This is a genomic window from Pseudomonas sp. KH_027 (genome assembly GCF_057838565.1).
This window is the reverse complement of record NZ_CM174470.1, coordinates 1,362,083-1,379,176: the sequence shown is the minus strand read 5'-3', so window position 1 is coordinate 1,379,176 and position 17,094 is coordinate 1,362,083. Positions and strand designations below refer to the sequence as shown.

Genomic DNA, 17,094 nt, shown 5'->3' with positions numbered 1-17,094 from the left:
CCGTGATTACTCCTGCGCCGCCAGCTTGACCGCTCGATTGTCGCGGTCCACCGGCCGCACCACCTGGCCTTCACGCAGCACCTGCACGCCGGCGGCGACCACCCAATCGTCGGCCTGCAAGCCTTCGAGGATCGGCACCCGCTGCTCGCCGTAAGGGCCGATGCGCACCGGCGCGCGTACCAGCTTGGAGTCCTTGGGATCGACCACCCAGACAAAGGGGGCGCCGTTCTCCGCGCTCAGCGCCGAGAGCGGTACCGACAGCGGTACCGCACCCTCGACCGGAACGAAAACCCGGGCGCTCTGCCCCAACTCGGCGGGCACCTTACCCTCGCTGAAGGCTACCCGCGCGGCAAAGGTGCGCGACAGTGGATCGGCGGCGGGCGATAGTTCGCGGATACGCCCCGAGAAACGTTGATCCGGTTGCGACCAGAGTTCCACTGCCACCACCTGGCCGATTTTGAAGCGCTCGAAGGCGTGCTCCGGCAAGCTGATCAGTACCTCGCGCTCACCGTCAGCCGCCAGTGTGAAGACTGTCTGCCCGGCAGCCACCACATTACCGACTTCGACCAGACGTCTGGCCACGACCCCGGTCTGCGAGGCACGCAGCACCGAATACCCGGCCTGATTGTTGGCCACATCGAACTCGGCCTTGACCTGCTTCAAACGCGCCTCACCGGCACGATAGAGGTTCTCGGCGTTGTCGTACTGCGAACGGCTGACCATTTGCCGGGCTAGCAGGGTTTTGTAACGGTCCCGCTCGCTGCGCACCAATTGCAGATTGGCCGTGGCCGCCGCCACCTGGGCCCGCATGGCCTCCAATTGCAGGCGCACATCCTGCGGGTCGAGTTCAGCCAGGGGCTGATCCTTCTGCACCCGCTGCCCGACATCGACCAGACGCTTGGCAACCTTGCCGCCGATACGGAAAGCCAGGTCCTGCTCCAGACGCGCGCGCACCTCGCCAGGGTAGGTATCCATCACCTCGCCAGCCGGCTGCGGCTGCACGACCATGGCCGGGCGCACCGACTGCCGCACCGGCTCACCGTTACCACAGGCAGCAAGCAAAACGAGAAGAGAAGCAGGCAGGACAAGCGGCAAGGCAGGGCGGAACATGATGGAAGACCTTTCGCAAAGAAGGTTTTGAATAATTATACTGACGGGTATAGTAAAAATAGCAAACTCACCAGTCCAGTATTAAAATGCGGAATGTCTAACAAACTATTACCTGCCAGTGGCCCGGGGCGCCCGAAAGATCCCGCCAAACGTCGAGCCATCCTCGAGGCGGCGAAGACCCTGTTCCTGCGCCATGGCTACGACGGCAGCAGCATGGATGCCATCGCCGCCGAAGCGGGCGTTTCCAAGCTGACGGTGTACAGCCACTTCACCGACAAGGAAACGCTGTTTTCCGCCGCGGTGAAGTCCAAGTGCGAAGAACAATTGCCGGAGTTGTTCTTCGAACTTCCGGACGCCGTGCCGATCGAGACCGTACTGCTGAACATCGGCCGCGGCTTTCATCGGCTGATCAACAGCCACGAATCGATCGAACTGCATCGCCTGATGGTGACCCTCGGCACGCAGGACCCGAAGCTTTCGCGGATCTTCTTCGACGCCGGCCCGCAGCGCATCCTGACCGAGATGGAGCACCTGCTGAACAAGGCCGATAAGACCGGCAAGCTGCGCATCGACAAACCAGTGAACGCCGCCGAGCACTTCTTCAGCCTGATCAAGGGCGGGCACAACTTCCGCCTGTTGATCGGCTGCTGCGCCCCGCAGAAAGGCGAAGAAGCCGAGCAGCACGTGCAAGAGGTGGTGGAGTTGTTTATCAGGGCCTATAGGCTCGACTAGCGCGCCGCCTGGTTAAGCCTTGGTCTCTGTAGGCTGGCGTAAATCCTCGGGTCGGTTAGCCGTAGGCGTAACCCACCATCCAGCGTGCAAGCGGCGGTGCCCGTCGGCACCCGTGGTGGGTTACGCCGCTATGCGGCTAACCCACCCTACGGATCTGAGCGGCCAATCTGCCGGGCGCCGGCGAATCAGGCCTTGAGCGCCTTCTTCGGATAGATGTCGTAGCGGCTGGATTTGCCGTCCAAGGCGTAGCTCGGCTTGGGCCCGTCGATGATCGGCGCCTTGCGCGGGCGCTTGACCACCACCCGGTGGCTGGCCAGCGCCAAGGCCGCTTCGAGCAGTGCCGGCGCATCGAGGTCGTCGCCGACCAAGGGCCGGAACAGGCGCATTTCCTTTTTCACCAAAGCGCTTTTATCGCGGTGCGGGAACATCGGGTCGAGGTAGATCACCTGTGGCGGCTCGCCTTCCCAGCCCCGCAGCAATTCGATGGCGTTGCCGACCAGCAGACGCATCTGTGCCACGATCGGGCCGACCTCGGCATCCCGCGCGGCGCGGCTCAGGCCATCTTCCAGCAAAGCGGCGATCAGCGGTTGACGCTCGATCAACGTCGTCTCGCAGCCCAGGCTCGCCAGCACGAAGGCATCGCGGCCCAGCCCTGCGGTAGCGTCCAGTACCCGTGGGCGCACACCAGGTTGCACGCCGACCGCCTTGGCGATCATCTGCCCACTGCCGCCGCCGAACAGCCGGCGATGGGCGACCGCGCCCTCGATGAAGTCCACCCGCACCGGTCCCGGCGCCTGCGGGCCGAGCTCGATCAACTGCAAGCCCTGCTCGCCCAGTTGCAGGACAAACTCCGCCTCGCCCTGCAACGGCAAAGCCAGCCGCTCGGCCCAGACACGCGCTGCCCCGGCATAGTCGGCCCCAAGGGCTTCGACCCGAATTCTGGCAATCTGCCGCTCATAACTCATCAGGGAACACGCTCAAAAAATGATCAAAACAGCCAGCGCTCGGTTGATAACCGGCCAGAGCGGTATTCTGCCAGAGCCGGGAATATCCGGTCGCACTGAGTTCGACATGATCAAGACCTCTTCCTACGTCCACACCAGCCCAACCCAAGCGACCACCAGGGAGTAAAATGCAGTCTTGAGTTCAAGGAATGGCCAGCATGTCTGCCCCACTCTGCCAACGCCTGGAAGTTCCAGGCGGTAAGCCAATCAAGCTGTGGACCCACGCTTTGCCGGTCGAACCCCAGGCGTTGCAACAGCTGCGAAACACTGCGCGCATGCCCTTCATCCATGGCCATCTGGCGGTAATGCCGGATGTGCATCTGGGCAAGGGCTCGACCATCGGCAGCGTGATCCCCAGCAAGGGCGCCATCATTCCGGCCGCGGTCGGCGTCGACATTGGCTGCGGCATGCTCGCCGCACGCACCAGTTTGCTGGCCGCCGACCTGCCGGATAACCTCGCCGGCATCCGCCGCGCCATAGAACGCGCCATTCCCCATGGCAAGAGCTTCGGCAGGCACGACACGGGCGCCTGGCAGGACGCGCCGCCGCTCATCGACAAGAGCTGGCAGCCGCTGGCCAAGCGCTTCGCCCAGATCACCGGTAAATACCCACACCTGGCCAAGACCAATAACCGCCTGCATCTGGGCACGCTGGGCGGCGGCAATCACTTTATCGAGGTCTGCCTGGATGAGGCCCAGCGAGTCTGGCTGATGCTGCATTCGGGCTCGCGCGGAGTCGGGAACGCCATTGGCCGCTGCTTTATCGAACTGGCCAAGGAGGACATGGGCAAAGCGCTGGGTAACCTGCCGGATGTTGACCTGGCCTACCTCAAGGAAGGTACTCGGCACTTCGACGACTATGTGCAGGCGGTGGAATGGGCGCAGGACTATGCCCGCACCAACCGAACGCTGATGATGCACCTGCTGGTGGAGGCCCTGCGTGGCGAACTACGGCGACCTTTCGAGGCACAGTTGGAGGCGGTCAACTGCCACCACAACTACGTCTCCCGCGAGTTTCACTTCGGTGAAGAGCTGCTGATCACCCGCAAAGGCGCGCTCAGCGCCAAGCTCGGCGAGCTGGGCATCATCCCCGGCAGCATGGGCGCGCAATCATTCATCGTGCGCGGCAAGGGCAACCCCGAGAGTTTCTGCTCGTGCAGTCACGGCGCCGGCCGGCTGATGAGTCGCACCGAGGCCAGGCGCAGCTTCAGCCTGGCCGACCATCAGCGCGCCACGGCCGGCGTGGAGTGCCGCAAGGATCAGGCGGTAATCGACGAAACCCCCGGCGCCTATAAGCCGATCGATAAGGTCATGGCCGCGCAAGCCGACCTGGTGGAAATCGTGCACAGCCTCAAGCAGATCGTTTGCGTCAAAGGCTGAAGCCACATTGCCTCGACGACTCCTGCGTCAAGCCTTGAACAACGCATTGATCTGCGCAAAAGGCAGCGCCTGCTCGGCAAAGCTGAAGCGCCCCTGGCTGCGGATCTCTTGCGCCGCCCGGAAAAACTCGCCGTAAGCCGCACGCGCCAAAGCCGAGCCGACACTCACCCGCTTGACTCCCAGCTCGGCCAATTCCTCAAGTGACAATGTCAGCCCGGCCAACCCCATCAGCACGTTCACCGGCTTGGGCGCCACGGCGCGCACCACAGCAATTATTTCCTCCCGCGTGCGCAAGCCTGGCGCATAGAGCACATCGGCACCCACCACCGCGAAGGCTTCGAGCCGGCGAATGGTATCGGCCAGATCGAGACGACCATGCAGCAAGTTTTCCGCCCGCGCCGTGAGCATGAAGGGAAAAGGCAAACTCCGGGCCGCAGCAGCCGCTGCCGCCACCCGCTGCACCGCCAGCTCAAACGGATAGATCGGCGCATCCGCACGGCCGCTGGCATCTTCGATCGAGCCACCGACCAAACCGACAGCCGCCGCCCGCAATATGGTTTCGGCGCAGCCTTGCGGCTCATCGGCGAAGCCATTTTCCAGGTCCGCGGCAACCGGCAAGGGTGTGGCTGCAACGATCGCCTGGGCGTTGGCCAGGCTGTCGTCGCGGGAAATAGCGCCCTCGGCATCCGGCCGCCCCAAGGAAAACGCCAGGCCGGCGCTGGTCGTCGCCAACGCTTCGAAACCCAGGGCCGCGAGCATTTTCGCCGAACCCGCATCCCAGGGATTGGGGATCACAAAAGCCCCTGCACGCTCGTGCAGGGCTTTGAAGGCTTGGGCGCGGCTGGCTTGCGTGGGCATGACGAGGCTCCGTCTGATCGGCTACTGGAAGCCAAAACCTTAGCGCAGTTTTCGCCGCCAAGATGCGCCTGTCATCCAGTAGGTGGCTGGTTCAGAGCAGGCCGAGCTGCTCCACTTCAGGTGCGCCGATCAACTCCGGCAAGGCGGGCAAGCCTGGCAGCAGCGCACTGAGCTGCGCATGAAAACGCCGGGCCAACTGTGGCGCCAAACGGTTGTCCGAGGTATGCAGGAACACATAAGGCGTGCGGCCCTCCTCGATCCAGCCGGCGACCTTGGGCAGCCACGGGGCGAGAAAAGGGTCATTGGCCTCCAGCTCGGGATGACCGATAAAGCGCAATTGCGGAAACTGCGTGAACGCCGCCGGACGGGTCGGCAGTCGCGGCTTCTTCGCTTGCGCGTGCAGCACGGCGGGCGCATCCGATTGACAGCTGAACAACGCACGGGAATCCAGACAAACGCGCTCGACGCCCCGCTCCAGCAGCAGGCGGTTGAGCGCTCGCTCCTCCTCGCCTTTGGCGAAAAAGGCCGGATGCCGCACCTCTACCGCCAACGGCCCGGCCAATTCGGCGAGAAACCCCGTCAGCTCGGCCAGGCGTGGCGGGCCAAAGCTGGCGGGCAGCTGCAACCAGAGCGGCGCCACCCGCGCGCCCAGCGGCGCAAGCACATGCTGGAAAGCCTGCGCGGCACCCAACTGCTCGCCCAGATGATCGGCATGGCTGATATCGCGCGGCAGCTTGGCGCAGAAGCGAAAGCCCACCGGCATTTGTGCCGCCCAGCGCTGGACCGTCTCGGCGGAAGGCCGCGCATAGAAGGTGGTGTTGCCCTCCACGGCATTGAAGACCCGCGCATAGAGCGCGAGAAACTCCGCCGGGCGGGCATTGTCGGGATAGAGGCTGTCACGCCAGGCCGGCTCGCTCCAGGACGGGCAGCCGAGGTAGTAAGGCAGCATAAATGCAGGGCTTACGCGTAGAGGTCGAGGCCAAGCACTTCCGGCGCATCCGCCTCGCTGGCGTAACTGGCAGTGCTGGCATAGCTGGCCAACGCCTGGGCCGCGCGATTGCTCACTGCCCGCTGGTTGATCAGGTCCTGCGGCCGCGCGGGCAGGCTGTCGCTGCTGGCGTAGCTGGCCTGCACGCGACGCGCTTGAGCGGTAGTTTCCAAACCCTGGGTGCTGGAAGGCGACGTCGGCTGTTCACGACGGCTTTCCTCCTCGCGCTGCACTTCGCGAAAAGGCGTGACTGCGCTGCCCGGTCGGGAGCTGCGGTCCAGCGAATAGGAGGAAGTGAATCCGTCGATGCGCATCTACTGCTCGTGCTTCTCGTATCAGGGCTGGGTAAGTTCGGCCAATGGACTTGTCCAAGGCTAACAGTAGCAATGTAACGACAGTCACGGCGCGGCGCAATTGCACCGAGACCCGCCGGACAGTCGGGGGTTACTGCGGAGCCTTGGGCGTAGCGACCTTGTCACGCAGATAAACCGGCTGCGCTTGGTCAGCCGGCAGTGCTTCGCCACGCGCCCAGGCGAATTGCGCCAGGCTCAGCAGGTCCTGGGCGTGCGGCAACATAGCCGCGTCCTGCCCGCTGAGCGCCACCGGAATGCGTGCCCCGTAGGTGCCCCAGCCAGTACCGGCGCCGAACCAATCGCCAGTGGCATCGAATGGCAGACAGGCTTGCTCCGGCGGCAGCACCGCTTCCAGCCCGGCCAGGCGCATTTCACCGTTTTCCTGGCGATAGCACCCCCAATACACCTCATCCATGCGCGCATCGATGGCCGCTGCCACCTGGCTGGCACCCTGCTCGCGCAACGCCCGCTGGGCCAGCACCGCCAGATTGGAAATCGGCAACACCGGGCGCTCAAGGGCGAATGCCAGGCCCTGCACCACGCCGATGGCGATCCGCACTCCGGTAAAGGCCCCGGGCCCACGCCCGAAGGCAATCCCATCGAGCGCCGACATGCTCACACCCGCCTGCGCCAGCAGCTCCTTGATCATCGGCAGCAGACGCTGGGCGTGCAGGCGCGGAATCACCTCGTAATGACTGAGCACCTTGCCCTCGTGCAGCAAGGCAACGGAGCAGGCTTCGGTGGCGGTATCCAGGGCCAGCAAGGTGGTCATCGGCGGTTCCGGGCGGGAAAAAGGGCGGGAATTGTAACAGCCAAATGCGCCGACGAGCGCCGCTGAAACGACAACGGCCCGCAAGCGGGCCGTTGTCGACGCAGCAGAACCGACTTATCAGCTCAGTGCTTCAAGTACCTTGTCGGTGATCGCTTCGACCGTACCGACGCCCGCAATGTGGCTGTACTTCGGCTTGCCCTGCGCGGCGGCGAGTTTCTGGTAGAAGTCCACCAGCGGCTTGGTCTGAGAATGATAGACCGACAGACGATGACGCACGGTTTCCTCGGTATCGTCTTTGCGCTGGATCAGGTCTTCGCCGGTCACATCATCCTTGCCAGCCACTTTTGGCGGGTTGTAGAGGGTATGGTAAACGCGGCCGGAAGCTTCGTGCACACGGCGACCGGCGATACGCTGAACGATCTCTTCGTCATCGACGGCGATTTCGACCACGTTGTCCAACTCGACACCGGCTTTTACCAGGGCTTCGGCCTGGGGAATGGTGCGCGGGAAGCCATCGAACAGGAAACCCTTGGCGCAATCGGCCTCGCTGATGCGCTCTTTGACCAGGTTGATGATCAGGTCATCGGAAACCAGACCACCGCTGTCCATCACGCCTTTGGCTTGGAGACCCAGTTCGGTTCCAGCTTTCACGGCAGCACGCAGCATGTCGCCAGTGGAAATTTGCGGAATACCGAATTTTTCGGTGATAAAGCGAGCCTGAGTACCTTTGCCGGCACCGGGCGCCCCCAACAGAATCACGCGCATCACTGTGCTCCTCAAGATTTGAATAGAAATCGTTGGACTCGCCTCATGGGGCCAATCTCTGAATTAGGTCCCGGCAGCACTGGGGAGTCGATTTAAACACGACCCCAACGGCCAAAAGGTTGATCAAGATACACAGCGCACCGATAGCGCACAAGCCACCGAAAGTCGGATAGGCCAGGGGCTTTGGTGCCATTGTGGAACCCCCTGCGAGCGTTTATGCCGCCTGCTCAACCGGTGTTGCGCAAACCGGCAGCGATGCCCGCCACACTGACCAGCAAAGCCTGCTCAAGAGGGCTGCCCACCAGGCTCTCGGCCTGTCTAGAACGGGCCAGCAGCTCGACCTGGAGCAGGTGCAACGGGTCCAGGTAGGTGTTGCGCACGCTGATCGATTCCAGGGTTTCCGGGCTATGGGCGAGCAGCTGCGACTGCCCGGTCAGACCCAGCACTACCGCGCAGGCCTGCGACAATAGGTCGCGTAAGTGCGCACCCAAAGGACACAGTTCCGACGCCACCAAACGCTCGTCATAGAGTCGGGCGATGGCCACGTCGGCTTTCGCCAGCACCATCTCGAGCATATCGATGCGTGTGCGGAAAAACGGCCAGTGCTCGCGCATCTGCGCCAGCAACTCACCCTCACCACGGCTCAGCGCACGACTCAAGGCCGCCTCCCAGCCCAGCCAGGCCGGCAGCATCAGGCGGGTCTGGGTCCAGGCGAAGATCCAGGGGATCGCCCGCAGGCTTTCCACGCCACCCTCGCGGCGCTTGGCCGGCCGGCTGCCGAGCGGCAGCCGGCCCAACTCCTGCTCCGGCGTGGCCTGGCGGAAGTACTCGACGAACTGCGGATGCTCACGCACCACGGCGCGATAGGCCCCTACACCATCGGCCGCGAGCCGGCCCATCAACTCACGCCAAGCGGGCTCCGGCACTGGCGGCGGCAGCAAGGTCGCCTCCAGCACCGCGGCCAGATAGAGGTTGAGGTTCTGCTCGGCAATATCCGGTAAACCGAACTTGAAGCGAATCATCTCGCCCTGTTCGGTGGTGCGAAAGCGCCCCGCCACCGAGCCCGGCGGTTGCGAGAGGATCGCCGCATGGGCCGGACCGCCGCCGCGCCCGACCGTGCCGCCGCGGCCATGGAACAGCAGCAGCTCGACCTGGTGCTGACGGCAGACTTCCACCAGGCTTTCCTGGGCGCGGTACTGCGCCCAGGCGGCGGCCGTGGTGCCGGCATCCTTGGCCGAATCCGAGTAGCCGATCATCACTTCCTGCGGGCCGTGCAGGCGCGCGCGATAGCCCGGCAAGCCGAGCAGACGGTCAATGGCCGGGCCGGCGTTTTCCAGGTCGGCCAAGGTCTCGAACAGCGGCACCACGCGCATTGGGCGCTGAAGGCCGGATTCCTTGAGCAACAGCTGTACGGCCAGCACATCCGAAGGCGCACCCGCCATGGAGATCACATAGGAGCCCAGCGAGGCCTCTGGCGCCGCTGCCACCACGCGGCAGGTGGCGAGCACTTCGGCGGTGTCGGCCGAGGGTTTGCACTGCGCCGGCAACAGCGGCCGACGGTTGTTCAGCTCACGCAGCAGGAAGGCAATCCGCGCCTCTTCATCCCATTCGGCATAGTGCCCGAGCCCCAGGTAATCCGTGATCTCGTTCAGCGCCGCGGCATGCCGGCTGGCGTCCTGGCGGATATCCAGGCGCACCAGAAACAGGCCGAAAGTCGCCGCACAGCGCAGGCAGTCGAGCAACGGGCCATCGGCGATCGCACCCATGCCGCACTCATGCAGCGAGTGATAACAGAGCTCCAGCGGCTCAAGCAGCTCGCTATTGTTCTGCAGCACCGCTGGCGGCGCCGGCAGGTCGCCGGCCAATGCCGCTTCGGCCCAGGCGCGGGTAGCCTTCAAGCGCTCGCGCAGCTGTTTGAGCAGCGCCCGATAAGGTTCCGCACTGTCCCCGACCAAGGCCCGCACGGCGCTGCTGGCCTGCTGCATGGACAGCTCGGCGGCCAGGTTGTCGACATCGCGCACATACAGATCCGCCGCCATCCAGCGCGCCAGCAACAGCACTTCACGACTGACTCGCGCCGTGACGTTCGGATTGCCGTCGCGATCGCCGCCCATCCACGAAGCAAAGCGGATCGGTGCGGCCGTCAACGGCAGGCGCAGACCCGTGGCGCTATGCAGCGCCTCGTCGGCGCGGCGCAGGTAATTCGGCACGGCCTTCCACAGCGAATGCTCGATTACCGCAAAGCCCCACTTCGCCTCATCCACCGGGCTGGGCCGGCTGCGGCGGATTTCCTCGGTGTGCCAGGCTTCGGCGACCAACCGCTGCAGACGCAGCCTGGCCTGCTCACGCTCACGGGCACAGAGGTCGCCACGGTCCTGTGCGGCCAACTGCGCGGCGATGGCATCGTATTTTTGAATCAGGGTGCGGCGCGAGACCTCCGTCGGGTGTGCGGTCAGCACCAGCTCGATGTCCAGCCGGCCGAGCTGGCGGGCCAGGACTTCGGCACTCTGGCCATTGGCTTTCAGGCGGGCCAACAGGTTCGGCAGTACCTGCACTTCGAACGGCTCAGGCTCATTCGGCCCACGCCGGCGCACCTGGTGGTACTGCTCGGCGATATTGGCCAGGTTGAGGAACTGGTTGAAAGCCCGTGCGACCGGCAACAATTCATCTTCGGCGAGCTCGTCGAGGGTGGTCGTGAGTTGCTGGGCGCCATCGGCAGAGCCTTGCCGGGCCGCTTTGGCACCCTTGCGGATGCGCTCGATCTTGTCGAGAAAAGCCGCGCCACGCTGGGCGCGAATGGTGTCGCCAAGCAGTTCGCCAAGCTGGTGAACGTTCTCGCGCAAACGTGCGTCGATTTCCGCCATAACCGTTTTCTCCGCCGAAACTGGAACCTGCAAGAACCTTGAAGCGAGTTCGTGGTTGATCCGCTACCCGGACGGGCCGCCCTGCAGAACAGCCGAAAACATGGGTTGCACGGTAGAGAGTGCCCAGCGCGCCACCTTCTTACAAGCGTGCGACGAAAGACATCTGCCCAGGCTAGAGCGGGCTAGGCTAATTAAGGTAGGTCCCAAAAGGATTTACCAACCCGGCAGGCTGATGCCTGGGAGCTCGACAACCGCCCACCACGAGCGGGCATGGGAAGAGGTATTTATGAAGATTCGCGAACTCGTTAGCCATTGGGAACAGAACGCCAAGGGCCGCCTGACGAATAATCTCTACCAGATCCATCTGGACCTGGAGTCCGCCGCGCGCCTCGCCGCGCTGACCGAGATGTACCCCAAACGCCACCCAGAAGAACTGCTCGGTGAGTTGCTCGGTGCCGCCCTGGAAGAGCTCGAAGCCAGCCTGCCCTACGTCAAAGGCAGCCAGGTGGTGGCCACGGACGAACAGGGTGATCCGCTGTACGAAGACATTGGGTTGACGCCGCGCTTCCTCGCGCTGTCACGCAAATACCTGCATGAGTTGGTGCAGCAACAGGACAGCGCCAATCATTGAGCCCAGCGTCGGATGGGTAAACCGTCTCAGCCGCTATTCGCCCAACGCCAGCAAGTGGCGATAGAGCGCGGCCATCGGCCCTGAAAAAGCCACCAGCACGGCTCTTTGCAGGGAACTGTCGGCGGGGCGCCTGCGCTGCAACTCGGCAACGGCGATAGCCGCCGCCTGTTCTAGGGGATAGCCATACACGCCGCAGCTGATTGCCGGGAAGGCGATGCTGCACAAGCCTTCGGCTTCAGCCAGCGCCAAACTGTTGCGGTAACAAGCGGCGAGCAAATCAGGCTCACCCTGGCGGCCACCTTGCCAGACCGGTCCGACCGTGTGGATGACGTGGCGTGCCGGCAGCTTGAAGCCCGGCGTGATGCATGCAGCACCGGTTGCACAGCCCCCGAGAGTTCGACAGTAAGCCAGCAACTCGCGGCCCGCCGCGCGATGGATGGCGCCATCGACACCACCGCCGCCGAGCAGGCTCGAATTGGCCGCATTGACGATGGCATCCACGTCAAGCGTGGTCAGATCGCCCTGCCAGATCTCGATCTTCATTTCACTTCTTGCGGGGTTTCCTGGCCAATGCAACGCACGGCCTGCTTCTTGTTGTCCACCAGCACACCCGTCAGGCCCTTCTGCGCGGTGTCGAACAGTACCAGCACGCCGTCCAGGCACTGCGCCACCTGGGTGGCCGGCGTCAGCGAGACTTTGTAATCCTCGCCCGGCACGGTCTTGAGCATGGTGAAATCGGCCAGCAGCAAGGCGTCCTGCGGTTTGGCGAAGTGCAGGTAGCCGTAATACCAAAGCACCGCGACGGTGCCGAGGATGCTGCCGATGCCGGTGATGACCAGGGGGATAGCGTCGCGTTCTTCGCTCATTGTGGACTCTCTGGATTAGGGACTTCAGCCAGCCGCCGCAAGCCAGTGAAGCCCTGCGGGTCGCTTAGAAAGAGCAGCATCACCTGGCGCCAGACCGGCTCGGCGAACGTCTGCACATGCCCGCCACGGGTCGGTTGGAACACCCGCGGCGGGCGCGCAGCTTGATACAAGCTCACGCCATTTGAAAGAGGCACGACCGGATCGTCGATGCTCTGGAAGATCAGTTGCGGCACGCCTTCGAGTCGCGGTATGGCATGGATCGCACTGTCGTCATCGGGCACCAGCCACGCCAACGGCACCTGCAATGGCCAGGTCAGCCAGGCATTGTTCAGGGTGAACTGGGCAACCTCGCGGTAACTGGCCGGCACACCGTCGAGCACCAAGGCCTGGAGCCGCTCCCGCTGCGAAGGATGTTCGGCCAGGTAGTGCAGCGCCAACGCGCCGCCGAGGCTCTGCCCGAGCACCACCAGGGGCTTGCCTTGCACCTGCGGCGCAGCCTGCAACCAGGCGAACGCGGCATCGATATCCTGATAGACCGCCGGCAGGCTGGGCTCGCCCTCCGAGCGGCCGTAGCCGCGATAATCCAGCAGCAAGACCTGATACCCCTGCTCCGGCAACCACCAGCTGCCACCGAGGTGGCTGGCGACATTGCCGCCGTTGCCATGCAGATGCAGCACCGTGCCCTTGACCGCCACACCCGCCTTCGCCGGCAGCCACCAGGCATGCAACCGGGTACCATCGGCCGCCGTCAGGAGTTCATCGCGAAACTCCAGCTTGGCCACTTGTGGGGTGAAGGGCTGACCTTTTTCCGGGTAAAACAGCAACGAACTGCAGCCGCACAAGCTCGCGCAAAGCATCAGCAGCCACAGGCGCATCACTTGCCACCCGCACGTACTTCCTCACGCGCCTTGAACGTTGCCGCATAAATACGTTCGGCCAGCCGCGAAAACGGCAGGCTTTGGATCCATACGCTGCCGGTGCCCTTCAAAGTCGCCAGCAGGATGCCTTCACCGCCGAACAACATGCTCTTCAGGCCGCCCGCCAGCTGGATGTCGTAGTCGATCCCCGAGGTGAACGCCACCAGGCAGCCGGTGTCCACGCGCAGGCTTTCCTCGTTCAACTCCTTGCGGATCACCGCGCCACCCGCATGCACGAAGGCCAGGCCATCACCTTCGAGTTTTTGCAGGATGAAGCCCTCGCCACCAAAGAAACCGGCACCCAGGCGCTTGTTGAAGCTGATGCCGATCCGCGTGCCATGGGCCGCGCAGAGAAACGCATCCTTCTGGCAAGTCAGCGTGCCGCCAACCTGCGCCAGCTCGATGGGCACCACGGTACCCGGATAAGGGGCGGCGAACGCCACCCGCGCCGGAGCTTTGCCCTGATTGCTGAAGTGCGTCATGAACAGCGACTCACCCGTGAGCATGCGCTTGCCGGCGCTCCACAACTTGCCCAGCACGCCGCTGGCCGAACCATCGCCCATGCGCGTATCGAAACGGATGCCATCGGTCATGTAGTTCATCAGCCCGGCCTCGGCGATCACCGTCTGCTCCGGGGCGAGAATGATCTCCACGGTCTGCGCCGACGTGCCGAGAATTTCGTAATCGAGTGAGTGGCTGGCCATTTAGGGCTCCTGGCAATTCGGGCTCAGCGCCGCCCCGGCTTGCATCCTGGCGACGAATCAATGCCTGGTCGGAAAGCGGAGCTCACTGCTGCAAATGAGCATTTCCGGCCTCATCTTCCACACAGCATGACCGGGCGCAGCAGCTTTCAGAGGATATTGGCGTAGTCGGCTTCGATCCGATCCAGGCTGAGGTGGTTGAGGAAGTTGGAGAAGCACATCCACGCCGACAGTGCATTGAGATCACGAAACTGCGGCGGCAGGTATTTCGGCGGCACCACCAGCCCTTCATCGACCAGTTGGCGCAGGGTGCGCATGTCTTCGAGTGTGGCTTTGCCGCAGAACAACAACGGGATCTGCTCCAGCTTGCCCTTGCGCACTGCCAACTGGATGTAGTTGTAGATCAGGATAAAGCCCTTCAGATAGGACAGATCCTTGGTGAACGGCAACCCATTCGGGGTCGAGCCGCGGAAGCTGCGGCTGGCATTGGCGTAGCTCTCTTCCATGCCAAAGCCCTGCTCGCGGAAGAACTCGAACACCTGCAGGAAGTCCGCGCCATCCTCGGCCATGTGGATGGCCCGCGTGCGGTTGGTCAGCTTGCGCAGGCGGCTCGGGTAGGAGGCGAAGGCGATCACTTCCATCAGGATCGCCAGGCCTTCCTGAGTCACGGTGGAGGATGGCGGACCCTTGGCGAGGAAAGTGCAGATCGGCTGGTTAAGCCCATTCAAGGTGGTGCCGACATGCACCAGCCCTTCATGGACCTCCAGTGCCCGCACATCGCGCTCGTTGAACATCGCATCGGTGCGGATCTTGATGTAGTCGGCGCCAGCGGCAGCGTCGGCGAGGATACCGTCGGACTCGAACACGCGGATGGTGCTCTCCTCCTCGCCGAACACCTTGTTCAAGCGCCCCTGCAACATCTCGACCGCATCCTGGGCGGTCAGGGTTTTCGGTTCGTCCTTGAGGTCGCCGCGGTCATCGATCTTGTTCAGGTAGTCGGAAAACATCAGGCCCAGATCGGCCAACGTCGGGTCGCCGGCATGGAAGGCATCGGAAGCCGAGCCATAGAGCTCCTGGGAGATCAGGCCGAAATCCGGCGTACCACGGGCTTCGAGCATGCGGATAACCATGCGGTATTCCTTGCACATGCGCCGCATGATCTGCCCGACCGGATTGAACTGGCCGAGTTGGCGGGTGATATCGCGCTCGAGGTTCTGGAACTCCAGCTTCTTCGCGCCGGAATCGAAGGCCAGTGGGCGCGCATCGTAATAGGCCCGGTCGACCGCCGGCAGCTCCTTGCCTTTGGCCTTGAGGAAACCCTTGCGGATGCTCTCATCCCACTTGACTGCATCCAGCACACGAATCGGCGTTTGCGCCTCGACCAGGCGATCGGACAACGTACGAATCACCAGCTGATAGTCGTCGAGCTCGATGTGATTGTTCATCTGTCCCTCACTGGACTTGTCCTTGGCATTGACTGCCGGCCTTCACTCGCTGGAGCGCTGATACCGCGCAACCTCGATAAACACATCGGAGTTCGCCTGGTCATCCAGGTAGGCGAACACCTTGTCCAGCGTGCTGCTGATAAGCACGCCGTCGCCTTCCGGGGTCTCCACGACCTTGCCTTCCAGGCTGCCGAGTTCGAGCGTCTGCCGCACACGATCGATATCGAGGCTATAGAGCACCAGTTCGTTGTCCTTGGTCAGCTCGAAGCCGGCGATGGCGAAGTTGGCCCCCAGGCTCTTCGGCAAACCGGCCGAGAGATACCAGCGGCTGCCATGGTGAGCCACGGTAAAGCCATATTCATTGAGGCTTTCGACATTGTCCGGGCTGCTCACATAGGTTCTGGCCTTGTAGACATTGGAGCCTGCGCGGCTGACTTCAAGGTAGAGTTGCTCGCCCCACTCGTTCTTGCGCGTCCACTCGCCGAGCAGCGGGATCGGCGCCGCTTCGTTGGCGGGGATAGGATCCCTGAAAGTGACCAGGCAACCGCTCAACAGCACGAAGGACAAGGCGACCAGTACGCGCCAGGCTTTCATTTCGCTCTCCTTGTGAGGACGCTTCCGAGTCGCGCCAGCAGGCGCCCATAAACCATTGAAAGCGGGCCTCGCCCCTCATCGACACAGCCTAAACAGCCCATCACCACCGGTTTCCTCCTGAGCTAACCTGGATTAAAACTTCGCAGGCTATTCCATATATATGACAACCTCAGCATCACAGGCTGGGTGAATACGCAGCGAGCGAAGGGTATTCAAGACCAAAACAGGTAAAGACGCGGAGTTTACGAGCTGTAAATGAGCAGTCCGAACCTGTTCAACGCCCTACGCGGCGCAAAACCCGCAGCCACAGGCACACGGTCCGTCCGGCGGGGTTCGCTTGCCTACGGTGTCAGAGCCCCAGAACCAGATACATATAGCGTTTGAGGATGGCCAGCATGTCGCCGCTGTCCAGATGTTCGACCCCATCGATCAGGCCCTGATATTCCATCCGCTCGATGATACCCGTCAATACCTTGGCATCCTGCTCCGGCTGCTGCGAACCCAGCACCTGGAAAAAATGCGTAACCCCTTGCAACAGGATCTGCCGATGGGAGCGCACCAGAGCATGCAAACGTGGATTGAGCAGCGCTTCCTGTTGAAAGGCACGTTCGGCCAGCAGATGCTCCGGGCGCGTAATCAACTGTTGCCGCACATACTCCACCGCCACGCTGGCGATATCATCAGCCAGGTCGCGCCGCGACTCGATACTGCCATTGAGCTTGCCGACCTTCTCCAGCAGCAACCCCTCGGTACTGTCCCAGAACGAAGCCATATCGGCCGCGCTGCGCTCGACGAACAGAGTAAACGTATCGGTGATCAGATCATCGATGTCTTTGAAGTAGTAGGTGGTTGCCGAGAGCGGTACCTCGGCCTCTGCCGCTACTGCGCGATGGCGCACCGCACGCACGCCCTCACGCACGATGATGCGCATGGCCGCATCGAGAATCGCCTGGCGGCGCTGCTCGCTGCCCTGTCGACTGGCCTTGCGACCTTGGTACTGAACACTTTCAGCAACGGCACTGGCCACATCGGCAGCACTGTCTTGCGAGGGGGGACGGGTCACGACTGGGCTTACCTCTTGCGCAATAAAACAAAAGCTCAAACGTTGGAGCTTT

The 17,094-nt window shown here is 63.1% G+C and carries 18 protein-coding genes; 3 read left to right on the top strand and 15 right to left on the bottom strand.

All coding sequences use genetic code 11. The annotated features are described in order from the left end of the window. Window positions 1-6: 6 nt before the first annotated feature. A complete protein-coding gene (locus tag AC3IYG_RS06460; RefSeq protein ID WP_489312951.1) occupies window positions 7-1,110 on the bottom strand; it encodes an efflux RND transporter periplasmic adaptor subunit in 1,104 nt (367 codons plus the stop codon). A gap of 93 nt (window positions 1,111-1,203) precedes the next feature. Between AC3IYG_RS06460 and AC3IYG_RS06455 the strand changes: the two genes are divergently transcribed. Next, a complete protein-coding gene (locus AC3IYG_RS06455) occupies window positions 1,204-1,842 on the top strand; it encodes a TetR/AcrR family transcriptional regulator (RefSeq protein ID WP_489312950.1) in 639 nt (212 codons plus the stop codon). A 185-nt stretch (window positions 1,843-2,027) separates the two neighbouring features. On the opposite strand, the gene AC3IYG_RS06450 is transcribed toward AC3IYG_RS06455, so the two are convergent. After that, on the bottom strand, window positions 2,028-2,807 hold the full coding sequence (locus tag AC3IYG_RS06450; protein WP_489312949.1) for a class I SAM-dependent methyltransferase: 780 nt from the start codon (window positions 2,805-2,807) through the stop codon (window positions 2,028-2,030). A gap of 197 nt (window positions 2,808-3,004) precedes the next feature. Between AC3IYG_RS06450 and AC3IYG_RS06445 the strand changes: the two genes are divergently transcribed. Further along, on the top strand, window positions 3,005-4,225 hold the full coding sequence (locus AC3IYG_RS06445) for an RtcB family protein (RefSeq protein WP_489312948.1): 1,221 nt from the start codon (window positions 3,005-3,007) through the stop codon (window positions 4,223-4,225). 27 nt (window positions 4,226-4,252) lie between these two features. Here the strand turns inward: AC3IYG_RS06445 and AC3IYG_RS06440 are convergent, their stop codons facing one another. The 6 genes from AC3IYG_RS06440 to ppc all read right to left on the bottom strand — a co-directional run bounded on the left by AC3IYG_RS06440 (window position 4,253) and on the right by ppc (window position 10,825). After that, window positions 4,253-5,083, bottom strand: coding sequence for an isocitrate lyase/PEP mutase family protein (locus tag AC3IYG_RS06440; protein WP_489312947.1), 831 nt, complete (start codon window positions 5,081-5,083; stop codon window positions 4,253-4,255). Window positions 5,084-5,174: 91 nt separating this feature from the next. Then, window positions 5,175-6,032 (bottom strand): DUF72 domain-containing protein, encoded by an 858-nt coding sequence (locus AC3IYG_RS06435; protein WP_489312946.1) that lies wholly within the window; start codon window positions 6,030-6,032, stop codon window positions 5,175-5,177. 11 nt (window positions 6,033-6,043) lie between these two features. Then, the gene (locus AC3IYG_RS06430; protein ID WP_489312945.1) at window positions 6,044-6,385 is read right to left on the bottom strand and encodes a hypothetical protein; all 342 of its coding nucleotides are present in this window, start codon (window positions 6,383-6,385) and stop codon (window positions 6,044-6,046) included. 130 nt (window positions 6,386-6,515) lie between these two features. Continuing rightward, window positions 6,516-7,196 (bottom strand): tRNA (adenosine(37)-N6)-threonylcarbamoyltransferase complex dimerization subunit type 1 TsaB, encoded by a 681-nt coding sequence (gene tsaB / locus AC3IYG_RS06425; protein WP_489312944.1) that lies wholly within the window; start codon window positions 7,194-7,196, stop codon window positions 6,516-6,518. 117 nt (window positions 7,197-7,313) lie between these two features. After that, on the bottom strand, window positions 7,314-7,961 hold the full coding sequence (gene adk, locus AC3IYG_RS06420; RefSeq protein ID WP_489312943.1) for an adenylate kinase: 648 nt from the start codon (window positions 7,959-7,961) through the stop codon (window positions 7,314-7,316). Window positions 7,962-8,188: 227 nt separating this feature from the next. After that, the gene (gene ppc, locus AC3IYG_RS06415) at window positions 8,189-10,825 is read right to left on the bottom strand and encodes a phosphoenolpyruvate carboxylase (RefSeq protein WP_489312942.1); all 2,637 of its coding nucleotides are present in this window, start codon (window positions 10,823-10,825) and stop codon (window positions 8,189-8,191) included. A gap of 286 nt (window positions 10,826-11,111) precedes the next feature. Here ppc and AC3IYG_RS06410 point away from each other — a divergent pair, with 286 nt between their 5' ends. Further along, entirely contained in the window at window positions 11,112-11,456 is a 345-nt protein-coding gene (locus AC3IYG_RS06410) for a pilin assembly protein (RefSeq protein ID WP_489312940.1), read from the top strand. A gap of 33 nt (window positions 11,457-11,489) precedes the next feature. On the opposite strand, the gene AC3IYG_RS06405 is transcribed toward AC3IYG_RS06410, so the two are convergent. From AC3IYG_RS06405 to AC3IYG_RS06375, 7 genes are all read right to left on the bottom strand, one after another. After that, window positions 11,490-11,999 carry an O-acetyl-ADP-ribose deacetylase gene (locus AC3IYG_RS06405; protein WP_489312939.1) on the bottom strand — a complete coding sequence of 170 codons (510 nt, stop codon included), beginning with the start codon at window positions 11,997-11,999 and terminating at the stop codon, window positions 11,490-11,492. Next, window positions 11,996-12,322: a PA3694 family proteiin gene (locus AC3IYG_RS06400; RefSeq protein WP_489312938.1), complete on the bottom strand. Its 327-nt coding sequence runs from the start codon at window positions 12,320-12,322 to the stop codon at window positions 11,996-11,998. Before AC3IYG_RS06400 ends, AC3IYG_RS06405 begins: the two co-directional genes overlap by 4 nt. Beyond that, a complete protein-coding gene (locus AC3IYG_RS06395; protein ID WP_489312937.1) occupies window positions 12,319-13,197 on the bottom strand; it encodes an alpha/beta hydrolase in 879 nt (292 codons plus the stop codon). The genes AC3IYG_RS06400 and AC3IYG_RS06395 overlap by 4 nt, the downstream gene beginning before the upstream one ends. Then, window positions 13,197-13,943, bottom strand: coding sequence for a TIGR00266 family protein (locus AC3IYG_RS06390; protein WP_489312936.1), 747 nt, complete (start codon window positions 13,941-13,943; stop codon window positions 13,197-13,199). Before AC3IYG_RS06390 ends, AC3IYG_RS06395 begins: the two co-directional genes overlap by 1 nt. A 146-nt stretch (window positions 13,944-14,089) precedes the next feature. Next, a complete protein-coding gene (locus AC3IYG_RS06385; protein WP_489312935.1) occupies window positions 14,090-15,385 on the bottom strand; it encodes a flavohemoglobin expression-modulating QEGLA motif protein in 1,296 nt (431 codons plus the stop codon). Between the two features lie 42 nt (window positions 15,386-15,427). Further along, window positions 15,428-15,979, bottom strand: coding sequence for a hypothetical protein (locus tag AC3IYG_RS06380; RefSeq protein ID WP_489312934.1), 552 nt, complete (start codon window positions 15,977-15,979; stop codon window positions 15,428-15,430). Window positions 15,980-16,328: 349 nt separating this feature from the next. Continuing rightward, window positions 16,329-17,042, bottom strand: coding sequence for a TetR/AcrR family transcriptional regulator (locus AC3IYG_RS06375; protein WP_489312932.1), 714 nt, complete (start codon window positions 17,040-17,042; stop codon window positions 16,329-16,331). Window positions 17,043-17,094 lie beyond the last annotated feature (52 nt).

What these genes read in the sequence shown, in the direction of transcription:
- AC3IYG_RS06460 (WP_489312951.1), bottom strand. Translation starts at nt 1,110, where the DNA reads ATGTTCCGCCCTGCCTTGCCGCTTGTCCTGCCTGCTTCTCTTCTCGTT.
- AC3IYG_RS06455 (WP_489312950.1), top strand. Translation starts at nt 1,204, where the DNA reads ATGTCTAACAAACTATTACCTGCCAGTGGCCCGGGGCGCCCGAAAGAT.
- AC3IYG_RS06450 (WP_489312949.1), bottom strand. Translation starts at nt 2,807, where the DNA reads ATGAGTTATGAGCGGCAGATTGCCAGAATTCGGGTCGAAGCCCTTGGG.
- AC3IYG_RS06445 (WP_489312948.1), top strand. Translation starts at nt 3,005, where the DNA reads ATGTCTGCCCCACTCTGCCAACGCCTGGAAGTTCCAGGCGGTAAGCCA.
- AC3IYG_RS06440 (WP_489312947.1), bottom strand. Translation starts at nt 5,083, where the DNA reads ATGCCCACGCAAGCCAGCCGCGCCCAAGCCTTCAAAGCCCTGCACGAG.
- AC3IYG_RS06435 (WP_489312946.1), bottom strand. Translation starts at nt 6,032, where the DNA reads ATGCTGCCTTACTACCTCGGCTGCCCGTCCTGGAGCGAGCCGGCCTGG.
- AC3IYG_RS06430 (WP_489312945.1), bottom strand. Translation starts at nt 6,385, where the DNA reads ATGCGCATCGACGGATTCACTTCCTCCTATTCGCTGGACCGCAGCTCC.
- tsaB (WP_489312944.1), bottom strand. Translation starts at nt 7,196, where the DNA reads ATGACCACCTTGCTGGCCCTGGATACCGCCACCGAAGCCTGCTCCGTT.
- adk (WP_489312943.1), bottom strand. Translation starts at nt 7,961, where the DNA reads ATGCGCGTGATTCTGTTGGGGGCGCCCGGTGCCGGCAAAGGTACTCAG.
- ppc (WP_489312942.1), bottom strand. Translation starts at nt 10,825, where the DNA reads ATGGCGGAAATCGACGCACGTTTGCGCGAGAACGTTCACCAGCTTGGC.
- AC3IYG_RS06410 (WP_489312940.1), top strand. Translation starts at nt 11,112, where the DNA reads ATGAAGATTCGCGAACTCGTTAGCCATTGGGAACAGAACGCCAAGGGC.
- AC3IYG_RS06405 (WP_489312939.1), bottom strand. Translation starts at nt 11,999, where the DNA reads ATGAAGATCGAGATCTGGCAGGGCGATCTGACCACGCTTGACGTGGAT.
- AC3IYG_RS06400 (WP_489312938.1), bottom strand. Translation starts at nt 12,322, where the DNA reads ATGAGCGAAGAACGCGACGCTATCCCCCTGGTCATCACCGGCATCGGC.
- AC3IYG_RS06395 (WP_489312937.1), bottom strand. Translation starts at nt 13,197, where the DNA reads ATGCGCCTGTGGCTGCTGATGCTTTGCGCGAGCTTGTGCGGCTGCAGT.
- AC3IYG_RS06390 (WP_489312936.1), bottom strand. Translation starts at nt 13,943, where the DNA reads ATGGCCAGCCACTCACTCGATTACGAAATTCTCGGCACGTCGGCGCAG.
- AC3IYG_RS06385 (WP_489312935.1), bottom strand. Translation starts at nt 15,385, where the DNA reads ATGAACAATCACATCGAGCTCGACGACTATCAGCTGGTGATTCGTACG.
- AC3IYG_RS06380 (WP_489312934.1), bottom strand. Translation starts at nt 15,979, where the DNA reads ATGAAAGCCTGGCGCGTACTGGTCGCCTTGTCCTTCGTGCTGTTGAGC.